This window comes from Streptomyces sp. NPDC002958, from assembly GCF_055563255.1.
Genome location: NZ_JBVHDS010000021.1, coordinates 38,772 through 58,493, shown reverse-complemented (window position 1 = coordinate 58,493; position 19,722 = coordinate 38,772). Strand labels below are relative to the sequence as shown.

Here is a 19,722-nt window from a genome sequence, read left to right as displayed (position 1 = left end):
TCGTGAGAAACGTCGTGAGAAACGTCGTGAGTAAGGGGAGTACGTGTGTGACACCGCGGACCTCCGGGCAGCGCAGGGCAGCCCGGAGCCCACGAAAACATCCGGGAATATCCGTAAAAGACCTTGCATTACCGCCTGTGGCTAGTGAGGGCGACCGGCGGGCATCAGGAAGCGCGGCAGCATTCGGAGAGCCGCTCCGACGCCGCAAGGGGGAATTCCTCGCTTTCCCTGAGCAGCGTCAGGCCCAGGTCGGTGAGGGAGTGCAGCACCGCGTTGAGCTTGCGACGGCTGGTGATCAGTCCGGCCGCCCGCAGCACGGTCGTGTGCTGGCTCGCCGCGGCGGCCGAGATGCCGAGCCGGCGCCCGAGCTCGGTCGTGGTGCAGCTCTCGGTCAGCGCCATGAGGACGCTCGCCCGGGTGCGACCCATGAGCGCGCCGAGCGCCCTGTCCTGGTGCTCCGGCTCGTCCCACATCGCCGCCGCCGTCACCGCGTCCAGCGGGACCGGGTACACCAGGACGGGCGGGGTGTTCCCCGTGCCCGAACCGGTGTACACCACCGGCCTGCTGTGCAGGAACAGCGAGGGCACGATCATCAGGCCCGCGCCCTCGGGACGGATCTCCCCCTCCAGGCCGTTGTCCAGTTCGAGCAGCGGTGCGTTCCACTCGATGCACGCGTGCAGGGTGCCGAGCAGGGCCTCCACCCCGCCGCCGAGGAAGATGCGGCTGCGGTGTTCGGCATCGGCCTTGAGATAGGCGTTGATGCGCTCCCAGTACGGGGCCACCACGCACTCGTAGAAATCGCTGTCGGTGACGGGCTCCCGGCCCCCCGTCCAGTCGTGCAGAACGGCCGCGCCACTGGCCTGCGCGAGCAGTTCGAGGTGGTCGGGCACACGAGGCCGCGGCGGCAGGCGGAATGTCGCCGCCTGACTGACCAGATCACGCCAACGCCCAAAAATCGTACCCCCGCTCCTGCGTCGCAGGAGATCGGCGGCAAGCGCCGTCTCCACCGCCGGGTCACCGGCCGGCGCAATGGTGATACGCGTCAGATCCTGGACGGTGAATTGAATCCGCTGCACTGATCTCCCCCAGATCATGGACGAAATTCTGGCGAGCCGGTGAGCTCGACGAAGCTCTTGGAGTGTCGTCCGGCGACTGCGATGCCGCAATGAGTTTCAGATCAAGACGAATGATGGATGCCACCCCGGCCAGATCGGACACACACAGTAACGATGCGACTCCATGGAGTCACTTTACGCTCTATTCACATATCAGGGACTTTCACCTGAGCATGAAAACCTGCACGGCCCGCCACTGCTCGAATTACTATTCCTCCGGTGCAAAATCGGAGGAGGCCGCGGCAGCAGAGTCCATCCACCCGAAAAAGGCACTCGACACCGTCCAGGGGGCGACCACGTGACTATTGACAGCACATACCGCCGACGCCGGATCTCCGTATTCGATGCCACATTGCGCGACGGAGAACAAGCACCTGGCAATTCCATGTCGCCGGAACAGAAATTGCCGCTGGCACTGGCCGCCGAGGCTTACGGAGCGGACATCGTGGAAGCCGGCTTCCCCGGCTCGTCCCCCGCGGACGCCGAGGCCACCCGGCTGATCGCCGAGTCCCTGACGACCGCACGCTTCGCGACCTTCAACCGTGCGTCCACCTCAGATGTCCGGGCTTCCATGGCCGCCGGCGGCGCTCGCCCCAACCACCAGGTGCAGATCTGCGGCACCGGCAGTGACCTGCACCTTGAGCACAAGCGGGGCATCACCCGGGCCGAATCCGTCCAGGAGGTGCGCGACGCGATCCGACTCGCCGCCGATCTCGGGGCGACCGACATCTCCTTCGGTGTCGAGGACGCCAGCCGCGGCAGCAAGGACCACATCGAGGCGCTCGTCACCGCCGCCGTCGAGGACGGTGCCACCACGGTGATCCTCGCCGACACGACGGGGTGCGCAACCCCCCAGGAGTACGGCGACCTGTGCGCTTCCGTCCGGTCATGGATACCGGACGAAATCATCCTATCCACTCATTGTCATGACGATATGGGCCTCTCTCTCGCCAATGCACTTGCCGGAATCCAGGCGGGTGCGAACGAGGTGCAGGCAACCCTCGGCGGAATCGGAGAACGCGCGGGGAACACACCGCTCGAAGAGCTCGCATCCGTTTTGACACACAAGGGCGACCAGTTCGGCGCCACCATCGATGTGCAACTGGCCGGCCTCTACCCCGCCTATCTCCTGCTCTCAAAGAGCATTGCACTCGCACCGATTCGCAACAAGGCGGTTTTCGGCGTCAACGCGTTTGCGACGGAGGCCGGAATACACCAGGCGGGAATTCTCAAGAATCCGATCAACTACGAATACCTGAACCCAAACCTTTTCGGACGTGAACGCTCCCTGCTCGTCGGCCGGCACTCGGGCAGGTCGATCCTGCGCTACCTGCTCACCCGCATGGACCTCCCGGCCGAGGACGAGCTCGTGGACGCGCTGTACGAGGAGTTCGTGGCCTCGCGGCCTGCGGGCGAGTGCGACGAACTGAACGACCTGGCCCAGCGGCTCGCGGCCCGTTTCGCCGAGTCGGCGGCGTCGTCATGAGGGCGCCTTCGACGCTGGTCGACAAGCTGTGGGACGCCCATGTCGTCCAGCGGGAGGAGGACGGGGCCGAGCTCCTCTACATCGACCTGCATCTCATTCACGAAGCCACCTCGGCGCAGGCGTTCGACGGGCTGGCCCAGGCGGGCCGCCGTGTCCGCAGGCCCGATCTGACCCTGGCCGTCGAGGACCACAACGTCCCCACCGATTCCCTGACCATCACCGACCCGGTGGCCTCCCTCCAGGTGGAGACATTGCGGCGCAACTGCGCCGAGCAGGGCATCCGGCTCTTCAGCCACGGCGACGACCGCCAGGGAATCGTGCATGTGGTGGGCCCCGAGCTGGGGATCGTCCTGCCCGGTATGACAGTCACCTGCGGCGACAGCCACACCTCGACGCACGGCGCGTTCGGCGCGCTGGCCTTCGGCGTCGGCACCAGCGACGTCGAGCATGTGCTGGCCACCCAGGTGCTCGCGCTGCAACGGCCCCGGACGATGGCGGCGGAGTTCGTCGGCATCCCGCGCGCAGACGTCACCGCCAAGGACCTCGCCCTGGCTCTCCTGGCCGAGCTCGGTGCCAACGGCGCACACGGACACGTCCTGGAGTACCGCGGCGAGGCAGTGCGCGCCCTCTCCGTCGAAGGCCGTATGACGCTGTGCAACATGAGCGTCGAGGCCGGGGCCCGGGCCGGTGTCGTCGCACCGGACGAGACGACGCTCGACTATCTGCGCACCCGCCCGGAGAGCCCGCGGGGCGCGGCCTGGGACGAGGCCGTGGCCCATTGGCACGAGCTGCGCACCGACGAGGGTGCGTCCTTCGACCGTACGGTGGTGATCGACGCCTCGTCCCTGACCCCGCATGTCACCTGGGGCACCAACCCGGGCCAGGCCGTGGGCATCGGCGAGCGCGTGCCCGACCCCGAGGCGCTCGCCGATCCGGTCGAACGCGCCGTCGCCCGCAAGGCGCTGGAGTACATGGGCCTGACGCCCGGGACGCCCATGCGGGACATTCCGGTCGACGCGGTGTTCCTCGGCTCCTGCACCAACGGCAGGCTCGAGGACCTCAGGGCGGCGGCCGACGTGCTGCGGGGCCGTGCCGTCGCCCCCGGTGTCGAGATGCTCGTCGTACCCGGCTCGATGGAGGTCAGGCGGGCGGCGGAGGCGGAGGGGCTGGACAAGGTGTTCACCGAGGCGGGCGCGCAGTGGCGGTTCGCCGGCTGCTCGATGTGCCTCGGTATGAACCCGGACCGGCTGACCGCCGCACAGCGCTGTGCCTCCACCTCCAACCGCAACTACGAAGGCCGCCAGGGCACGGGGGCACGTACCCACCTCGTCTCCCCCGCCATGGCGGCCGCGACAGCCCTCGTGGGGCGGCTCGCCTCCCCCGCCGATCTCGACTGACCGCTGCGGACAGACAACAGGAACGAGGAACCATGGACGCGCTCACCGAGCACACCGGCACCTGTGTGCCGCTGCGCCGCAGCGACGTGGACACCGACCAGATCATCCCGGCCCGGCACTGCCGCAAACTCACCAAGACGGGTTTCTCGGACGCGCTGTTCAACCGGTGGCGCAAGGACCCAGGTTTCGTACTGAACGAGCCCGAGCGCGCGGGAGCGAGCATCCTGCTGGCGGGGCCGAACTTCGGCACCGGATCCTCCCGCGAGCACGCGGTGTGGGCGCTGCGGGACTGGGGGTTCCGGGCCGTGATCGCCCCCAGCTTCGGCGACATCTTCCTGCGCAACGCACTGCGCAACGGCCTGCTCGCCGTGGCTCTTCCGGCAAAGGCCGTGGAGGGGCTGCTGAACCGTGCCGAGGCGGCGCCCTCGTTCACGCTGACGGTCGATCTGCGCGAACAGCGGGTCGTCGACGGCGAGCGGCAGTGGGCATTCGACGTCGCGGCCCGCGCCCGCCGGCTGCTGCTCGACGGCCTCGACGACATCGAGGTGACCCTGAAGTCCCATGAAGTGATCGCACGCTACGAGCAGACCAGGCCGCACTGGATGCCCAGGCCCTCCGGAGGGGAACTGTGAGGCGCATCGCCGTCCTGCCCGGGGACGGAATCGGACCCGAGGTCGTCGCGGAGGCGCTGCGCGTCCTGAAGGCGGTGGCCCCCGATCTGGAGACCGACGTCCTCGACCATGTCAACGCCGACACGTACCTGGCCACCGGATCGGCCCTGTCCGACAAGGACTTCGCCCGGATCGCCGACAGCGACGGCGCACTCCTCGGCGCGGTGGGCGACCCCCGCGTCACCGGTCCCGACTACGCCCGGGACGTCCTGCTGCGTCTGCGGTTCGACCTCGACCTCTACATCAACCACCGCCCGGCGAAGCTGCTGCACGACCGGCTCAGCCCGCTGCGCGACCCGGAACGCAGGGCCATCGACTGCACGGTGGTGCGCGAGAACACCGAGGGCCTGTACGTGGGTATCGGCGGCACACTGCGCGCCGGGACCGAGCACGAGACGGCCATCGACACCGAGCTGAGCACCCACCGCGGGGTGAGCCGGGCGATGCAGTTCGCGTTCGCCCACGCCACGAAGTCGGTCTGCCTGGTCGACAAGGCCAACGCCGTGCCGAACAACGGATCGCTGTGGCAGCGCTGCTTCCGCGAGGCCTCGGCCCGGCGGCCGGACCTGGTCACCCGCCATCTCTACGTCGACGCCGCGGTGATGCACCTCGTGGACGACCCGACCGTGTTCGACATGATCGTGGCCAACAACGCGCACGGCGATGTGCTGAGCGACCTCACCGCCCAGCTGGCGGGCGGCATGGGCACCGCGGCCTCGGCGAACCTCAATCCGGAGACCGGCTTCGCCCTGTGCGAGCCGGTCCACGGATCGGCCCCGGACCTCGCGGGGACCAAAACCGCCAACCCGCTGGCGGCGATTCTCAGCGCCGCCCTGCTGCTGGACTGCGCGTCGCGCGGCACGGAAGCCTCAGCGGTACGGGACGCGGTCGGGCGGACCATCGCGAAGCAGCTCTGCACCCCGGACCTCGGCGGCTCGCTCAGCACCTCGCAGGCGGGCACCGCGGTACTCGACGAACTGTCCTGACAGGGGGCCGGAGCACACCGGCCCCGCAGTCCTGACCGCAGCCGCACACAGACGAGAGGAAACCGGTGGATTTCGGCCTGTTCTACTTTGCCAACAACTCGGCCGGCACGGACGGTTATCGCCTGCTGCTCGAAGGGGCGCGCTTCGCCGACACCCACGGATTCACCTCCGTATGGACGCCCGAGCGGCACTTCCATGCCTTCGGCGGCGCCTACCCCAATCCAGCCGTCACCGGTGCGGCCGTGGCGGCGGTGACCGAGCGCGTCCAGATCCGGTCGGGCAGTGTGGTGGCACCGCTGCACCACCCCCTCCGGATCGCTGAGGAGTGGTCCGTCGTCGACAACCTGTCCGGCGGCCGGGTCGGCCTGTCCTTCGCGTCCGGCTGGCACGCCGCGGACTTCGCGCTCGCCCCGCACAACTACAGCGATCGCAAGGCGGTGCTGGCACGGACCATCACGGAGGTGAAGGAGCTGTGGCGCGGTGGCGCCATCGCCGTGCCCGACGGCGACGGCGAAACGCGCGAGCTGCGCACCTACCCCGAGCCGGTACGCCCGGAGCTCCCGGTCTGGCTGACCGCGGCGGGCAACCCCGAGACGTTCCGTGAGGCGGGCGAGATGGGCGTCGGGCTGCTCACTCATCTGCTCGGACAGTCGGTCGAGGAACTGGCGTCGAAGATCGCCCTCTACCGGGAGGCGCTGCCGGAGAAGGACCGCCCCGGCCATGTGGTGCTGATGCTCCACACCTTCCTCGGCTCCGACCGGGAGACGGTCCGCGAGATCGTGCGCGAACCGTTCAGCGCGTATCTGCGCAACTCGCTCGGGCTGCTCCTCAAGGCCGCGGGCGACATCATGCCCGACCTGGATCCGGAGGACCTCGCGCCCGAGGACATGGACTTCCTGGTCTCTCTCGGCTTCGACAAGTACTTCGAGACGGGCGGCCTCTTCGGCACCGTCGAGGAGAACGCGGAACTGTTGCAGAGCGTGAAGGCGGCAGGTGTCGACGAGGTGGCGTGCCTGATCGACTTCGTCGACGACGCCGACACCGTGCTCGGCGGACTGGAACACCTGGACCAGCTGCGCCGCGCCTGGGCCTGAGAACCCGGGCGCGTCGTACGGAACGCCGAAGGCTCCCGCTGGACAACGCGTTGAACGGGTTGTCCAGCGGGAGCCTTCGGCTGTGCGCCACCGCCGTGCGACCGTGAATCCGGGGGCGTAACAGGGCGGGCGCACCGGGGTGCGGACGCGGGGCCCACCCTCGGCGCGCCCCGCGTCCGCACCGGCCGTCTCCGGTCTGCCGGAGGCCTCAGAGCCTGTCGGATGACCTCCGACAGGTTCTCAGCCGACCGTGCTCCTGGGCGGCCCGTCCGCCACATCGAGCCGTACGGCGCCGACAGCGGCGTCGAGGGCGTCGGCCACCGCCGCCGGGCTCGCCGCGCTCGCGATGACGTGGCCCAGCCTGTCGTAGGCGCTGCGCGCCGGACGCACCCGGGCTCCGGTTCTTCCGGTGACCTTCACCTGCTCGACACCGCCGGCCTCGGTGGCGGCCGGTACTCCGCCGACCGCCGTCAGCACGCCTTCCCGGTCCGCGATCAGGAACTCGATTCCCGCATACCTCTCGCGCGTCGGAACGAGGACGGGCGACAGGCCGACCGCTGCCCGCAGCTGCTGCTCCAGCAGGTCGACTCCGGTGGCCAGACGTATCAGTTCGGGAATCATCCCGCCGGCCAGGCGGGGATTGATCTCGATGATCACGGGCCCCTCGGCGGTGAGCCGGACCTCGGTGTGCGTGGGGCCCAGCTCCACACCGCAGGCGGTCAGCGCCGCGGCCGCGATGTCGACGAGCGCGGCGCGGGTGTCCGCCGGCAGTTCGGCCGGGAAGGTGTGCCCGTGCTCCACGAAGTACGGTGCGCCGCCCACCCGTTTGGCCGTGATGCCGACGCATTCAGCCGCGCCGTCGCGGCTGAACATCTCCACGCTGAACTCGGGAGCGTCCACGAACTCCTCGACGAGCACCGTCCGGGCGGTGGGCATACCGCGGACGTTGGTGTGGATGGCGAGAATCAACTCAGCCTGCGCGGCCGCCTGTTCCAGGGTGTGGCAGAGCAGCACGTTGTTGGAGGCCGAGTCGTCGGCAGGCTTGACCACGCAGGGGAGGCCCACCGCCCCAACAGCACCGGCCACCTCGTCCGGATCGGTCACGACCGCATAGCCCGGCTGAGCCACGCCCGCCCCGTCGAGTGCTGCGCGCAGCAGGGCCTTGTTGCGGCAGGTGGTCACGGCCTCGACGGGGCTCCCGGGAAGGCCCAGCCATTGCGCGATACCGGCGACGGCCGGCACGTAGAAGTCGCTGGTGGTGGTGACACCGGCGATCTCCTCACGCGTGAAGCGGTCCTGGATGGCCGACCGGAGCGCGTTCTGGGAGTTGGTGTCGCACAGCAGGATCTCGCAGCCGGTCTCGTCGACGCCGGCATAGCGGTCCGGATCGCCGGTCAGCAGCACCGGCCGCAGGTCGAGTCCGGCCGACGACCGCAGGGCCATCATGCCGGTCCCGGTGGTGTTGGACTCGATGAAGAGCAGATGCCGGTCCGTGTCGACGGCGCCCTTGGTGTCCGCGCGCGACCATGACCGGACCGGCGTCCCGTAGTCGACCGCTTCCGGTGTCAGGGACAGTTCCAGCTCGTCGAGCCGCTGCGCGGCCCAGTAGTCCGGATCGTGCACGGTGTCCGCGTAGCGGTCGCCCCGGTCGGGGAAGATCCCCACGACCGTGGTGCCCGGCCTGGCCCGTGCGGCGACATCGCCCAGGACCCGGTAGACCGACCCCGAGGTGTTCCCCGCGAAGATCTGCTGCTCGCCCGCGAGGGCGGCGGCCGCCTGGAAGGCCTCACGGTCGTTGAGCCAGTGGACCTCGTCGATGACCCGCCGGTCGAGGTTCTTCGGCTGCAGGCTGTTGCCGAGACCGCTCTGCAGGCGCTTCGGCTCGTCGGGCTGCTCGAAGAGGGCACTGCCCACGCAGTCCACCCCGACCACCCACAGGTCCGGCTGGGTGCGGCGCAGTGCTCGTGCCGATCCGCACAGCGAGCCGCCCGAGCCGACGGCACCGACCAGTGTGTCCACCCGGCCGAGGTCTCCCCGGAGTTCATCGGCCAGCTCCCGGTAGGCACCCGGGTTGTCCGGATTGCTGTACTGCTGCGGCCAGAAGGCCCCGGGCAGCTCGCGCATCAACTGGTCGAGCCGTTCCAGCCGCGCACCCTGCCAGCCCTGGGACGTCATCTCGGGCACCACGTGCAGCGCGCAGCCCAGGGATCGCAGCTTGGCCTTGGTGACCGCGTCGATCCTCGGGTCCGTGACGATGTGCACCTCGTGCCCCAGCGCCCTGCCCACCAGCGCGACGCCGAGCGCCATCGTGCCGGAGGAGCTCTCCACGATCGGGGCTCCGGGGCGCAGCACCCCCTGGCGCCGGGCCGTGAGGACGATGTGGCGGGCCACCCGGTCCTTCATCGCGAACGGGTTGGCCAACTCCAGTTTCGCGTACACCTGGACGCCTTCCGGCGCATCCATACGCAGCCGGACGAGCGGAGTCCGCCCGATCGCCTCTTGCATGCTGCCGTAGATCACGGCTTCCCTCCCGTTTTCGCCGCGGTGTTCCACTCGCCGCTCACCGTCCGATCCCCAGCAGCCCGTCCGTCTCCGCCAGGCCGTCGCTGACGAGCAAGGCCCGGTGCGCCCACTGCGCGCGGAGCCGCTCGTACTCGCCCTCCTGGCCGCGCAGGACGGCCGCGGTGGAGTCCGGATGCGCCGACCCGGCCGACACCAGCCGCCGCAGACCCGCGTCGACGTCCTGCACGGCCATCAGCAGCGCGGCGGGGTCAAGGAGAGTGAACCCACGCTCCTTCGCCACCCGTCGCAGCAGTTCGGCATCGGGCTCGTCCGGCGACAGCCCGGCCTCCATCGCCGCGACGATGTAGGCACCGGCCACCACCTGCGCGCGCCGCCACGGCACGCCCTCGTCGAGGGTCAGCGCATTGGCGAGGCTGAAGCCGCCGAGGTACTCCCGTTCGCAGGCGGCCCGCATCCGGTCCGCGCGAAAGCTCAGTCGTTCGACGACCTCCGTGAACAGCCGGAGCACGCTGCGCAGGGTGCCGTAGGCGGTCGCCAAGTTCGCCCCGGCCTCTTTCCCCACCTCCACGAGGTTGGTGTACGGGGTGTTCCGCTGTCCCAGCACCGCGTCGAGGTGATACGTCGTCAGATGTGCGGTGCGTCCCCGGATGCGCTCCAGCACGGGAAAGTTCTTCTTCTGCGGCATCGCCGAAGAGATTCCGCACAGTTCGTCCGGCAGATCGATGAAGCCGAACTCGCTGCTCCCCCACGTCAGCAGATCGGTGGCGAACCGGCTCAGCGCGACCCCCAGGATCCCCATTTCCGCGGTCACCTCGGCCACCCACCCGCGCGAGGCCACCGCGGTCAGCGCGACCGGCTGGACCCGCTGGAAGCCCAGCAGTCGCGCCATCCTTTCCCGGTCCCAGGCGAGTTCCTGGCCGGCCATGGCTCCTGAGCCGAGAGGAGAGGAGTCCAGTCCGTCGTACGTCGACAGCATCCGGCGCAGCGTGTGCAGGATCTGCTCGGAGACGGCCGAGAGGTAGTACCCCGGCGTGATGATCTGCGCCGCCTGGAAGTGGGTGTGCCCCGGCATCGGCAGCTCGCGCGTGGCCCCGGCCAGCCGGTGCACGGCCGCACCGAAGTCCAGCAGTCTGCCGCCGATTCCGGCCAGCTCGTGCCGTCCGAACATCAACTGTGCTGTGGACTGGAGGTCGTTGCGGCTCCGGTCGACGTGCCAGGACGGGATCGGGTGCGGCAGCCGCTGCTCCACGTAACGCTCCAGGGCGAACGTGATGTCCGACATGTTGGACGCCGGATCGGCCACGAGCACCTCGGCGTCGGCGGTGTGCAACGCCTGCCCCAGTGCCCGGGCGTCCGCGTCCGCGATCACCCCCATCCGCGCGTACTCGGCGGCCAGGACCTTCTCGATCACGATGTACCGGGGCAGCAGGTTCGCCACCTCGTACTGGAAGTGCGGACCGAGTACCTCCTCGTGCCACAGGGCACTGGGGCTCCCCGCGACCCGCCCGCTGAGCGGAGCCGCGACGCGGCCGGTCTCCCGTGATCCGGAACCGGAGCTTTCCGTCACGCTTGATTCACCTTCTCTGCAAGGGCCTTGGCGCTTCTGGTCGTCGTGGGCGCGCAGACCGTGATCCGCCGCTCGCCCGCTGTTCGTCCGGCAGCCGGAAAGATCACCCACGGCCGACCCACCTGTCAACGTGATTCGTTTCCCCCTTTCGGAGGAAGGCGTTGGGGGATGCGAGAAGGTGCGATTTGGCCCTCAATCGCCAACTCCGCCCGGCGCGGGGTCGCTGGGTGGCGGCGGTCGGCGGTCGGCGGTCGGCGGTCGGCGCCAGCTGACACCGATGGGGTCGACGAAGCGCCCGGGTATGTGGCGTCCTTCTGGTCGAGGATCTCGCCGCCCTAGAGCCGCTCGCGTTGGAAGTGCGCCTTCTCGTCGGGCGGCGTGACGACAACCCGCGCCCTGCGCCACACAGCTGCGGGACCCCACCCAACAGGCGGGGTCCCGCAGCCGTTCACACCGATGAGACGGCCGACCCGACTCAGACGGAAGCGGTCAGCTCCTGCGCCCGCTTGCGAGCCCAGCGCTCCGCGTCGGCGACGGCCTCCAGCGTCATCGATTCGCCCGGCACGAGGTCGTGCTCGTCGACGATGCGCTTCAGGGTGTCGACGATCCCGTTGAACTTCAGCCTGCCTTCGGTGAACGCCGCGACGCACTCCTCATTGGCCGCGTTGAAGACGGCCGGCATCGTGCCGCCCGCCTCGCCGACCTCGCACGCCAGGCGCACCGCCGGGAAGGCCTGGTCGTCCACCGGGTAGAACTCCCACGTCGCGGCCTTGGTCCAGTCGCACGTCGGCGCGGCGTCGGCGACCCGGTCCGGCCACCCGAGGCCGAGAGAGAGGGGCAGTCGCATGTCGGGCGGGCTCACCTGCGCGATCGTCGAGCCGTCGATGAACTCGACCATGGAGTGCACCATCACCTGCGGGTGAACGACCACGTCAATGCGGTCGAAGGGGATGTCGAAGAGCAGATGCGCCTCGATCACCTCAAGTCCCTTGTTCACCAGGTTCGCGCAGTTGATCGTCACCACAGGACCCATGTCCCAGACCGGGTGCGCCAGCGCTTCCTGGGGAGTGACCTCTGCCATCTCCGCGCGCGTACGGCCACGGAACGGGCCGCCGCTCGCGGTGAGCACCAGACGGCGCACCGACTCGCTCTTGTCACCCTGCAGGCACTGGAAGAGGGCGGAGTGCTCGGAGTCGACCGGAATGATCTGTCCGGGCTTCGCGCGCTTCTTCACCAACGGGCCGCCGACGATCAGCGATTCCTTGTTGGCAAGGATGAGCCGGCTCCCCGCGTCGAGCGCCGCGAGCGTCGGGGCGAGGCCGACAGAGCCGGTGATGCCGTTGAGCACGGAGTCGCAGGGCAGCGAGGCAAGGTAAGTTGAAGCGTCCGGGCCCGAGATGATCTCGGGCATGGCGTGCGGGCCTCCGCGCGCGTCAGCCTCGGACTTCAGCGCGGCGCGGAGGCCGGCTTCCGCCTCCGATGCGGCTACGGCCACCGTCTCGACGCCGAGATCCAGCGCCTGTCGGGCAAGCAACTGGAGGTTTCCCCCACCGGCGGAGAGGGCCTGTACGCGGAACCGATCGGGATTGCGCAGGATCACGTCGATGGCCTGGGTGCCGATCGATCCGGTGGATCCAAGAATGACGACATTGCTGGGCACGCTGTTGTTGGCAGTCACCAGGCCATCGTAGGACGCGGATCCATCAAAGTCTCCCACCTGTTCGACGCCGCCATCCGGCGCCGCACGAGGCGAAGAGCTCGCGATATGGACTGGAAACATCGCGCGGCACGCAAGGCAGCTTTCCAGAATGTCCGAATTATTCGACATCCGAGTCTTGACAAGACGATCACCAATGAGAAAACCTGGATCTAAAGATGAATTCCAGTCAGGCTTTTCGACTCAATGGCGAGACCAAAAAGACATCGAAAAGGAAAAATTCGTGGTCGAGATATTGAAGACCCCTGTAACCGGCCCCAGCGTCTGGCGTCGCAGCGACGTCGAGGACGCTTCGCAGTGGACGTACATCCTCGACGAGAAGATGCGCGCCGAGATCCTGGAATCCGCTGAGAAGATCTCTGCGAACAGCCAGGACGTCTGGTCCCTGGACCGCACTTCCGTTCCGCTCCAGGCGTCCGCCGATCTCTTCGCCCGATGCGTCGACCAGTTGGAGAACGGCCGAGGTCTCGCCATGGTCAAGGGCATCCCGGTCGAGGGCCTGACCCTCGATGAGGCCCAGACCGTCTTCGGCGTCGTCGGCCTGCATCTGGGCAAGGCCGTGCCGCAGAACGGCCGCGGCGATCGCGTCGTCTCCATCAAGGACCACGGTGTCGGCCGCCTGAACAGCAAGACGGTCCGCGGCTACCAGACGAACGAGGCGCTTCCCTTCCACAGCGACGCCCCGGACATCGCGGCCCTGCTGTGCCTGCAGCAGGCACAGCACGGCGGTGAGTTCTACGTCGCCAGCGCCATGCAGATCTACAACGACCTGCTGGCCGAAGCCCCCGAGCTGCTCGGCCTCTACTACGCAGGCGTCTTCTACGACTACCGCGGCGAAGAGCCGCCCGGCACCCCGCCGGCGTACAAGAACTCCATCTACGGCTACTTCGACAACAAGCTGACCTGCCGCTACTTCCTGCGCCAGTTCGCCGACTCGGCCCCCGCCAAGCTGGGGTTCTTCCAGTCGGAGGCCGAGAAGCTGGCACTCGACACGTTCGAGGCCATCGCGGCGCGCGAGGAGAACTACGTGTCCATGCGGCTGGAGCCGGGTGACATGCAGCTCGTCGACGACAACACCACCGTCCACCGCCGGGCCGCCTACAGCGACGACCAGGACGGCGCCACGGATACGACCCGCCACCTGCTGCGCCTGTGGATCAACGTCGAGAACGGCCGGGAGTTCCCGTCGTTCATGTCCACCCACCGGTGGGGCATGCAGCGAGCAGCTGTCGTGCAGCAGAAGGACTGACCTGCGACACCGCCGTCAGCGCGTGTGCCACGCCGGAGATCCGGCGTGGCACACGCGTGCGTCCAGAACGTGCTGTCAGCGCGGGACGCGCGACAGGAAGGACAGCAGGCCGATAGCCGTGCCGGAGGTGAGCGTGCGCCCGCCGTGCACGACATCCGCACACCGCTCAGGCGTCATCCACTCCGTCCGCTCCGCCTCGTTCGCATCCACGGGGTGCCCCACACGGCGTACGTCGCGTGCCAGATAGACGTGATGGGGAGCATCCACCATGCCTGCCATGGGCTGGTACGTCAGCAGCGGCTCCACGCTCCCGGCGCGGTAGCCCGTCTCCTCCTCCAGCTCTCGCGCCGCCGTCGTCGCCGGATCCTCACCCTCGTCCACCAGGCCGCCCGGCAGTTCCCAGCCCCACAGATCGGCCACGAACCGATGGCGCCACATCATCAGGACCTGGTCCTCCCCGTCGACCGCGACGACGATCGCGGCCGGCGGTGTACGGATGAAGTGGTGGTCGACGAACTCCCCGTCCGGCAGTTCGACCCGGGCGGCCGACAGCGTCAGCCAGCGGCTCCGGTGCACCTCGCGCTCACCGTGACCGATCCACCGGACCGGCCTGGGCTCCGCTTCCCCCGGGACCATCAGGCACCTCGCGCTTCCGCCACGATCCCCGCCACCGCTTCCACGACGACCGCATTCTCGGCCATGCTGCGGCTGGAGATCCGAAGATACTGTGCACCGCCGGGCATCGACTTGCCGGAGCACTCCTTCGTCAGGATCCGGTGCCGTCGATAAAGCTCCAGGCTCAGTTCCGGGGCATCTATCGGCGCGGTTATCTCCACGAAAACGAAATTGGCGTCCGGTGGTACGACCCGGATTCCAGGAATTGCGGAAAGCCCCTCGGCCAGCGCCCGAGTGTTCTCCTGCATACGCCGGCAGCTGTCGGCGAAATCGGAGCGGAAGTGCGGGAGCACCCGGAGAAATTCCTCGGCGAATCCGTTGATGTCCCAGATCGGCAGCTCCCGCCGCATCTCTGCAGCCATTTCCCTGATGCCGGTCACGGCATAGCCGAGGCGGATCCCTCCGACTCCGTACACCTTGCTGATGCTCTTCAGAACGAGGACGTTGGAGTGCTCGTCGAGGTGCGGCACGATGGACGCGACCGGGGCCCGGGCGAAGTCCACGAACGACTCGTCGATCACCAGGAGGACGTCCGGCCCGACGAGTTCGGCCAGGCGGCGCAGGTCGGTGAGCGGTACGCCGACCGAGGTGGGGTTGTTCGGCGAGACCACCACGGCGGTGTCCACACCGGACTTCTCGATGAACGCCGCGTACTCCTCGACGGGCAGGGTGAAGTCCGGTCCGTACAGCTGGAATCGCTTCACCCGGTCAGTGCCGACGACGTTCTCGTACTCATTGAAACCGGGTACGGGAACAGCCCAGTTGCCGCGCATACGGGCCAGCATCTTGATGAGTTCGGAGCTGCCGTTGGCCAGCACGACCTCCTCGGGCGCACGCGCCGCGATGGTGGCCGCCAGTTCCGTCAACGGGGCATGCGCCGACGGATAGTTCCGCACGACCGCGTCGAAATCGGACCTCAGGATGTCCATCATCGCGGCGGGCGGGAAGTGCACGTTGTACAGCAGGGCGTGATCCTTGACCCCGTATCGCCAGTACCCGCCGTGCAGTGTTTCGAGCACACGCTTCTGTTCCGCCGCCGGGAGCAGCCTGAACTCCGCCTGCCTGCGGTCGCCCGGGTCGTCCACCTCGTACCAGGCCAGGTCGGTGATGTCGGCGACGGCCCAGGTGTGATCGCCGGTCTCGATGCCGGAGCTGATGGCGTAGTCGTAGTAACCCTGCCCACCGAGAACGCTGTTGAGGGCGTTCAGGGCCGGCAGGAAGCCCTCCTGGAGGAATTCTTCGCGCAACAGGTAGAGATTGGCGGTCTTCAGGAAGCCCGGGTGGTCGAAGGCACCGGACTGCTGCCGGTCGTCGACGTACCGTGTGAGCCGGTGGTCGGCGTCCTTCGACACTACCGTGCCCCGCAGGGCGCGCAGCGGCTGCGCCGCCGCCGCGACGCTGGCACCCGCGAACGCACCGAGGCGCTCCAGCACCTCGGCCTCGAACACGACGTCGCCCTCCAGGAGCAGCACGTCCTGGTCGAAGTAATCGCGGGCGAGCCAGACGGAGTGCAGATTGTTCGTCGTGGCCGCGTTCTCGTTGACGACGTAGCGGATCTTCATGCCCGCGAACTCCGCGCCGGCCAGCTCCTCGATCAGCTCGCGCAGGTGCCCCACGACGAGGACGGTCTCCTGCACCCCCGCCGCCGCGAGGTGGCCGAGCGTGTGGGCGAGGATGGGCCGGCCCGCCAACGGAGTCAGCGGCTTGGGCCGTCGGCTGGAGGCATGTCCGAGCCGCTGCCCGAGTCCGGCCGCCAGCACAATGGCCCGGGTGGGCAGTTCAGTCCTGGTCACGGGGTTCCTTTCCTGGCTCATCGGCCCGCTCCCCGGCCTCGACCCTGCTCGGCCGACGGCAGCAGCGAGTCGAGAACGACTGCTCCGATGTCGTGCTGATAGATCCATACGCCGTCCAGCCGGCCCCGGTATCCGGGTTCGCCGCCGATGCTGCCGGACGGCACGAGACCGGCGCCCAGCCCGTAGACGACCAGACGGTCTACCGGTTCGCCCGACTCCCGCGTCGGAATACCGGTGGTACCGGTGTCCACGGCGCCGGAGCGGCGGGCCAGCGTCAGTTCGGCACCATCGGGCCCGACCATCCGCGGCAGCAGAGCGTCGTAGCCGAGGCAGGTGATGAGCAGATCCGTCTCCGCCGCACCCGCCTCTTCCAGCACCGGCCCGGTCCACGGCCCGGGAACCGTCAGCGCGACGAAGCCGTCCGGCGCCGACTGAGGGGCAAGTCCCATGACGCGGCGGGCCAGTTCGCGGGCGGGGCCACGCAGTCCGGCGAACCGATGGACGCGGCGGCTGAGCGGGCACACGTCCTGGTCGGGCGAGAAGCGGTACCCGTCCGCGGCGGCGTCGTCCGGGTTGAAGTAGAAGATCGGCGGCTCCTGCCGCTCCACCACACGCACCTCGACGTCCCCGGTGAACCACCCCTCCTGGGACAGCACACCGAGCTGCGCGGCAATGGCCCACGCACTGTGCGCACCACCGAGCACGGTGATGCGGCGCAGGTCCCGGTACGGGGAATTGGCGGCCGTCGGCAACCACGCGCCGTCGCCGACCACCTGACCGGACGTCAGAATCCGCATGTGCGGGTTGGCTGCGGAGAGCTGTTCCAGCGCCCCGGATGCGATGTCGGTCCGCTCGGCCCCTCCCATCGCCACGAGCACCCGCTCCCCGCGCACCTCGCGGATCTCGCCATCGGCGGCGGTGGCACGGACCCGGGCACCGTCCGGCTCCAGCCGGACCTCGTCGACGCGGTGACCCAGCAGGACATCGCACCTGGGATGCGCGCGCAGCGTCGACACGACCCGGTCGCCGACCAGCGCCAGGAAAGCACCGACGAGTGGGAGCGGGGGGTAGTCGTCCGCCCACGCACGCAGCGCCTCGACCTCCGGTGTGTCCTCCAGGCCGGCCAGGAGCTCCTTGCCCGCCGGACCGTCCAGGCATTCCAGGAAGACGGAACCGAGGGAGTTCGCGCGAATCCGGTAGCGGGCGAACGCTCCGGCACCCGCCCGCTCCCCCGCCTCGATCAGCAGGACCCCGTCGTCGAGCAGTTCCCCGAGCCGGCCCTGTACAGCTGCCGCCACCACCGGGGAGACTCCGGCCGGGCCGCCCCCGCAGACGACCGTCCCGTAATGTTCCCGGCCGGTCACGAGGTCACCGCCGCTCCACCGGCCGTGAGATCGCGATGCCGCGCGAGCCATGTGCACGCCGCGTCCACGAACGGCCGCTGGGGATAGAGCGTCGCCAGGGCCTCCCCGACGTGGCCGCGCGCGTGCCCCTCGACGGCCGACAAGCAGCTCTCACCCATCTCGTGGAAGTCCTCCTCGTAGTAGACGATGTCGTCCTGGGCCACCCACTCGTTGCGGTCCCCGCGCGGCACCGGGACGATGCGGGTCGTCCGTGCCCGTCCGGGATAGGCCGTGCGGTACTCGGCCAGATGGAAGGACGTGTTGCTCTCGAAACCGCAGCCCAGGAGCAGGACGTGACCGTCGAGGTCGAAGATCCGCTCCAGCGGAGAGCCTTCGCCCAGCCGCTCCTCGGGGCCGTGGTTCCCGGTGATCTCCCGGGCATGCCTGCCCCAGGCCGCGAACGAGTTCTGCGGGTGGAGGCTGCGCGCGACACCCGGCGCGCGGCGGAAGGTGTCCGCGATCACGCCCATGCCCCGCGTGGGTGTGAGTGCCGGGTCGAAAACGGGCATCTGCTCCCTGATGACGGGCCACCAGCTCTCCGGCACCGCGGGCCTGCGCCACGTCGCCGGATCGGACTGATCGCCCGAGAAGGTGGGCATCACGAGAGTCCCCTCGTCGCCCACGGCGTCCTGCAATGCGCGCACAACGGTCTGAGCGCCGCCGCACACCCAGCCGAGGGACGAGAGCGATGCGTGGACGAGAAGGGTCCGGCCGCGGGTGACGCCCAGTGCCATGAAGTCCTTGTACAGGCTCTCCCGCGTGACCGGTCCGGTCTGTGTCGATTTCGGGTTCATACGCATCTCCAACAGCGCGATGTCGCGCGCACCGAGTTTCCTGTCATGCCGGTTGCCGGATCCGGTCGATGTTTCCTGTCATGCCGATTGCCGGATCCGGTCGATGTTTCCTGTCATGCCGATTGCCGGATCCGGTCGATGTTTCCTGTCATGCCGATTGCCGGATCCGGTCGATGACCGCGGCCGTGAACTCCGTCGTGGTCGCCGCGGTGAGCGCCCGCGCCGGTTCGAGCAGGTCGAAGGTCAGGACCCGCCCCTCTCGCACGACGTCCTCGACGGCGGTGCGGACCCGGGCCGCCGTCTCGTGCTCCCGGAGGTGGTCGAGCAGCATGCAGCCGGAGAAGATCAGTGCCGTGGGGTTGAGCCGGTCGGTGCCCGCGAACTCCGGGGCCGACCCGTGCGTCGCCTCGAACACGGCGTGCCGGTCACCGATGTTGGCCCCCGGAGCCACCCCCAGGCCACCCACCAGGGCCGCGGTGATGTCCGACACGATGTCCCCGTAGAGGTTCGGCAGGACGATGACGTCATGGTCCAGGGGGGACCTGAGCAACGACGCACACAGTTCGGTGACCGGCACCACTCGGGAGGGCACGTCCGAGAAGCCTTCGGCGACGGCCCCGCCGATCCGCGTGAACATCCCCTCCGTGACCGGGTAGCGATGGGCGTCCGCAGCGATCTCCACCAGCTTCCGGCCGTTCCGTCGCGCATAGTCGAACGAGAATTCGACGACCCTGCGGCAGCCTTCCGGGGTGAACGGTTTCAGCGACACGCCGGCATCGGTGGAGATACCGATGCCACGGCTCGCCAACATGTCCACAACTGTTTTCGCGCCGGGCGAACCCGCCGGGTACTCAAGCCCCGAGTAGACGTCCTCGGTGTTCTCCCGGACAACCACGAGGTCGATTCCCCGACCATCATCCCGGCCAGGAAGTACCCGCACCGGCCGGAGGCAGGCGTAGAGATCCAGTTCTTGCCGAATGGTTATGTTCACCGACCTGTGCCCGGTGCCGATCGGAGTTGTCGTAGGGCCTTTCAGGGCTATTCCGTCATCCCGGATGGCGTCGAGCGTCGCGCTCGGCAGCAATTCACCCGACTCATCGAGAGCACCCTGTCCGGCCTGCCGAACATTCCAGTCGAAGCAGAATCCCGCCGCGCTCGCCGCGGCATCCAGCACGGAGCGGGCGGCGGCAATGAGCTCCGGACCGCTTCCGTCACCCGGCACAAGGGTGACTCTGTATTTACTCATGTTCCC

15 protein-coding genes are annotated in these 19,722 nt (G+C 68.8%); 6 read left to right on the top strand and 9 right to left on the bottom strand.

Features of this window, described 5'->3' with window-relative positions; translation table 11 throughout:
* Positions 1-164: 164 nt before the first annotated feature.
* Positions 165-1,076, bottom strand: a complete 912-nt coding sequence (locus tag ACZ3IC_RS27065) for an ArsR/SmtB family transcription factor (protein ID WP_467420157.1) — start codon at positions 1,074-1,076, stop codon at positions 165-167.
* A gap of 163 nt (positions 1,077-1,239) precedes the next feature.
* Here ACZ3IC_RS27065 and ACZ3IC_RS27060 point away from each other — a divergent pair, with 163 nt between their 5' ends.
* From ACZ3IC_RS27060 to ACZ3IC_RS27040, 5 genes are all read left to right on the top strand, one after another.
* On the top strand, positions 1,240-2,601 hold the full coding sequence (locus ACZ3IC_RS27060) for a LeuA family protein (protein ID WP_467420155.1): 1,362 nt from the start codon (positions 1,240-1,242) through the stop codon (positions 2,599-2,601).
* On the top strand, positions 2,598-3,998 hold the full coding sequence (gene leuC / locus ACZ3IC_RS27055) for a 3-isopropylmalate dehydratase large subunit (protein ID WP_467420153.1): 1,401 nt from the start codon (positions 2,598-2,600) through the stop codon (positions 3,996-3,998). Before ACZ3IC_RS27060 ends, leuC begins: the two co-directional genes overlap by 4 nt.
* A gap of 32 nt (positions 3,999-4,030) precedes the next feature.
* Positions 4,031-4,630, top strand: coding sequence for a 3-isopropylmalate dehydratase small subunit (gene leuD / locus ACZ3IC_RS27050; RefSeq protein WP_467420150.1), 600 nt, complete (start codon positions 4,031-4,033; stop codon positions 4,628-4,630).
* On the top strand, positions 4,627-5,655 hold the full coding sequence (locus ACZ3IC_RS27045; protein ID WP_467420148.1) for an isocitrate/isopropylmalate dehydrogenase family protein: 1,029 nt from the start codon (positions 4,627-4,629) through the stop codon (positions 5,653-5,655). Before leuD ends, ACZ3IC_RS27045 begins: the two co-directional genes overlap by 4 nt.
* Positions 5,656-5,720: 65 nt before the next feature.
* Positions 5,721-6,749 carry a MupA/Atu3671 family FMN-dependent luciferase-like monooxygenase gene (locus tag ACZ3IC_RS27040; RefSeq protein WP_467420145.1) on the top strand — a complete coding sequence of 343 codons (1,029 nt, stop codon included), beginning with the start codon at positions 5,721-5,723 and terminating at the stop codon, positions 6,747-6,749.
* A 240-nt stretch (positions 6,750-6,989) separates the two neighbouring features.
* Here ACZ3IC_RS27040 and ACZ3IC_RS27035 read toward each other — a convergent pair whose 3' ends face one another.
* The 3 genes from ACZ3IC_RS27035 to dxr form a co-directional block, all read right to left on the bottom strand.
* Complete coding sequence (locus ACZ3IC_RS27035) at positions 6,990-9,269, bottom strand: pyridoxal-phosphate dependent enzyme (protein WP_467420143.1); 2,280 nt, start codon at positions 9,267-9,269, stop codon at positions 6,990-6,992.
* Positions 9,270-9,309: 40 nt separating this feature from the next.
* Complete coding sequence (locus ACZ3IC_RS27030) at positions 9,310-10,839, bottom strand: lyase family protein (protein WP_467420141.1); 1,530 nt, start codon at positions 10,837-10,839, stop codon at positions 9,310-9,312.
* A gap of 475 nt (positions 10,840-11,314) precedes the next feature.
* Positions 11,315-12,517 carry a 1-deoxy-D-xylulose-5-phosphate reductoisomerase gene (dxr, locus tag ACZ3IC_RS27025; protein WP_467420139.1) on the bottom strand — a complete coding sequence of 401 codons (1,203 nt, stop codon included), beginning with the start codon at positions 12,515-12,517 and terminating at the stop codon, positions 11,315-11,317.
* Between the two features lie 262 nt (positions 12,518-12,779).
* Between dxr and ACZ3IC_RS27020 the strand changes: the two genes are divergently transcribed.
* The gene (locus tag ACZ3IC_RS27020) at positions 12,780-13,805 is read left to right on the top strand and encodes a TauD/TfdA family dioxygenase (RefSeq protein WP_467420136.1); all 1,026 of its coding nucleotides are present in this window, start codon (positions 12,780-12,782) and stop codon (positions 13,803-13,805) included.
* A gap of 75 nt (positions 13,806-13,880) precedes the next feature.
* Here the strand turns inward: ACZ3IC_RS27020 and ACZ3IC_RS27015 are convergent, their stop codons facing one another.
* The 5 genes from ACZ3IC_RS27015 to ACZ3IC_RS26995 form a co-directional block, all read right to left on the bottom strand.
* A complete protein-coding gene (locus ACZ3IC_RS27015) occupies positions 13,881-14,441 on the bottom strand; it encodes an NUDIX hydrolase (protein WP_467420134.1) in 561 nt (186 codons plus the stop codon).
* Positions 14,441-16,273: an aminotransferase class I/II-fold pyridoxal phosphate-dependent enzyme gene (locus ACZ3IC_RS27010; protein ID WP_467420132.1), complete on the bottom strand. Its 1,833-nt coding sequence runs from the start codon at positions 16,271-16,273 to the stop codon at positions 14,441-14,443. Before ACZ3IC_RS27010 ends, ACZ3IC_RS27015 begins: the two co-directional genes overlap by 1 nt.
* Positions 16,274-16,290: 17 nt before the next feature.
* Positions 16,291-17,637, bottom strand: coding sequence for a FrbG (locus ACZ3IC_RS27005; RefSeq protein WP_467420130.1), 1,347 nt, complete (start codon positions 17,635-17,637; stop codon positions 16,291-16,293).
* Positions 17,634-18,470: an AAC(3) family N-acetyltransferase gene (locus ACZ3IC_RS27000; protein WP_467420128.1), complete on the bottom strand. Its 837-nt coding sequence runs from the start codon at positions 18,468-18,470 to the stop codon at positions 17,634-17,636. The genes ACZ3IC_RS27005 and ACZ3IC_RS27000 overlap by 4 nt, the downstream gene beginning before the upstream one ends.
* A gap of 148 nt (positions 18,471-18,618) precedes the next feature.
* Positions 18,619-19,716: an isocitrate/isopropylmalate dehydrogenase family protein gene (locus ACZ3IC_RS26995; protein WP_467420127.1), complete on the bottom strand. Its 1,098-nt coding sequence runs from the start codon at positions 19,714-19,716 to the stop codon at positions 18,619-18,621.
* Positions 19,717-19,722 lie beyond the last annotated feature (6 nt).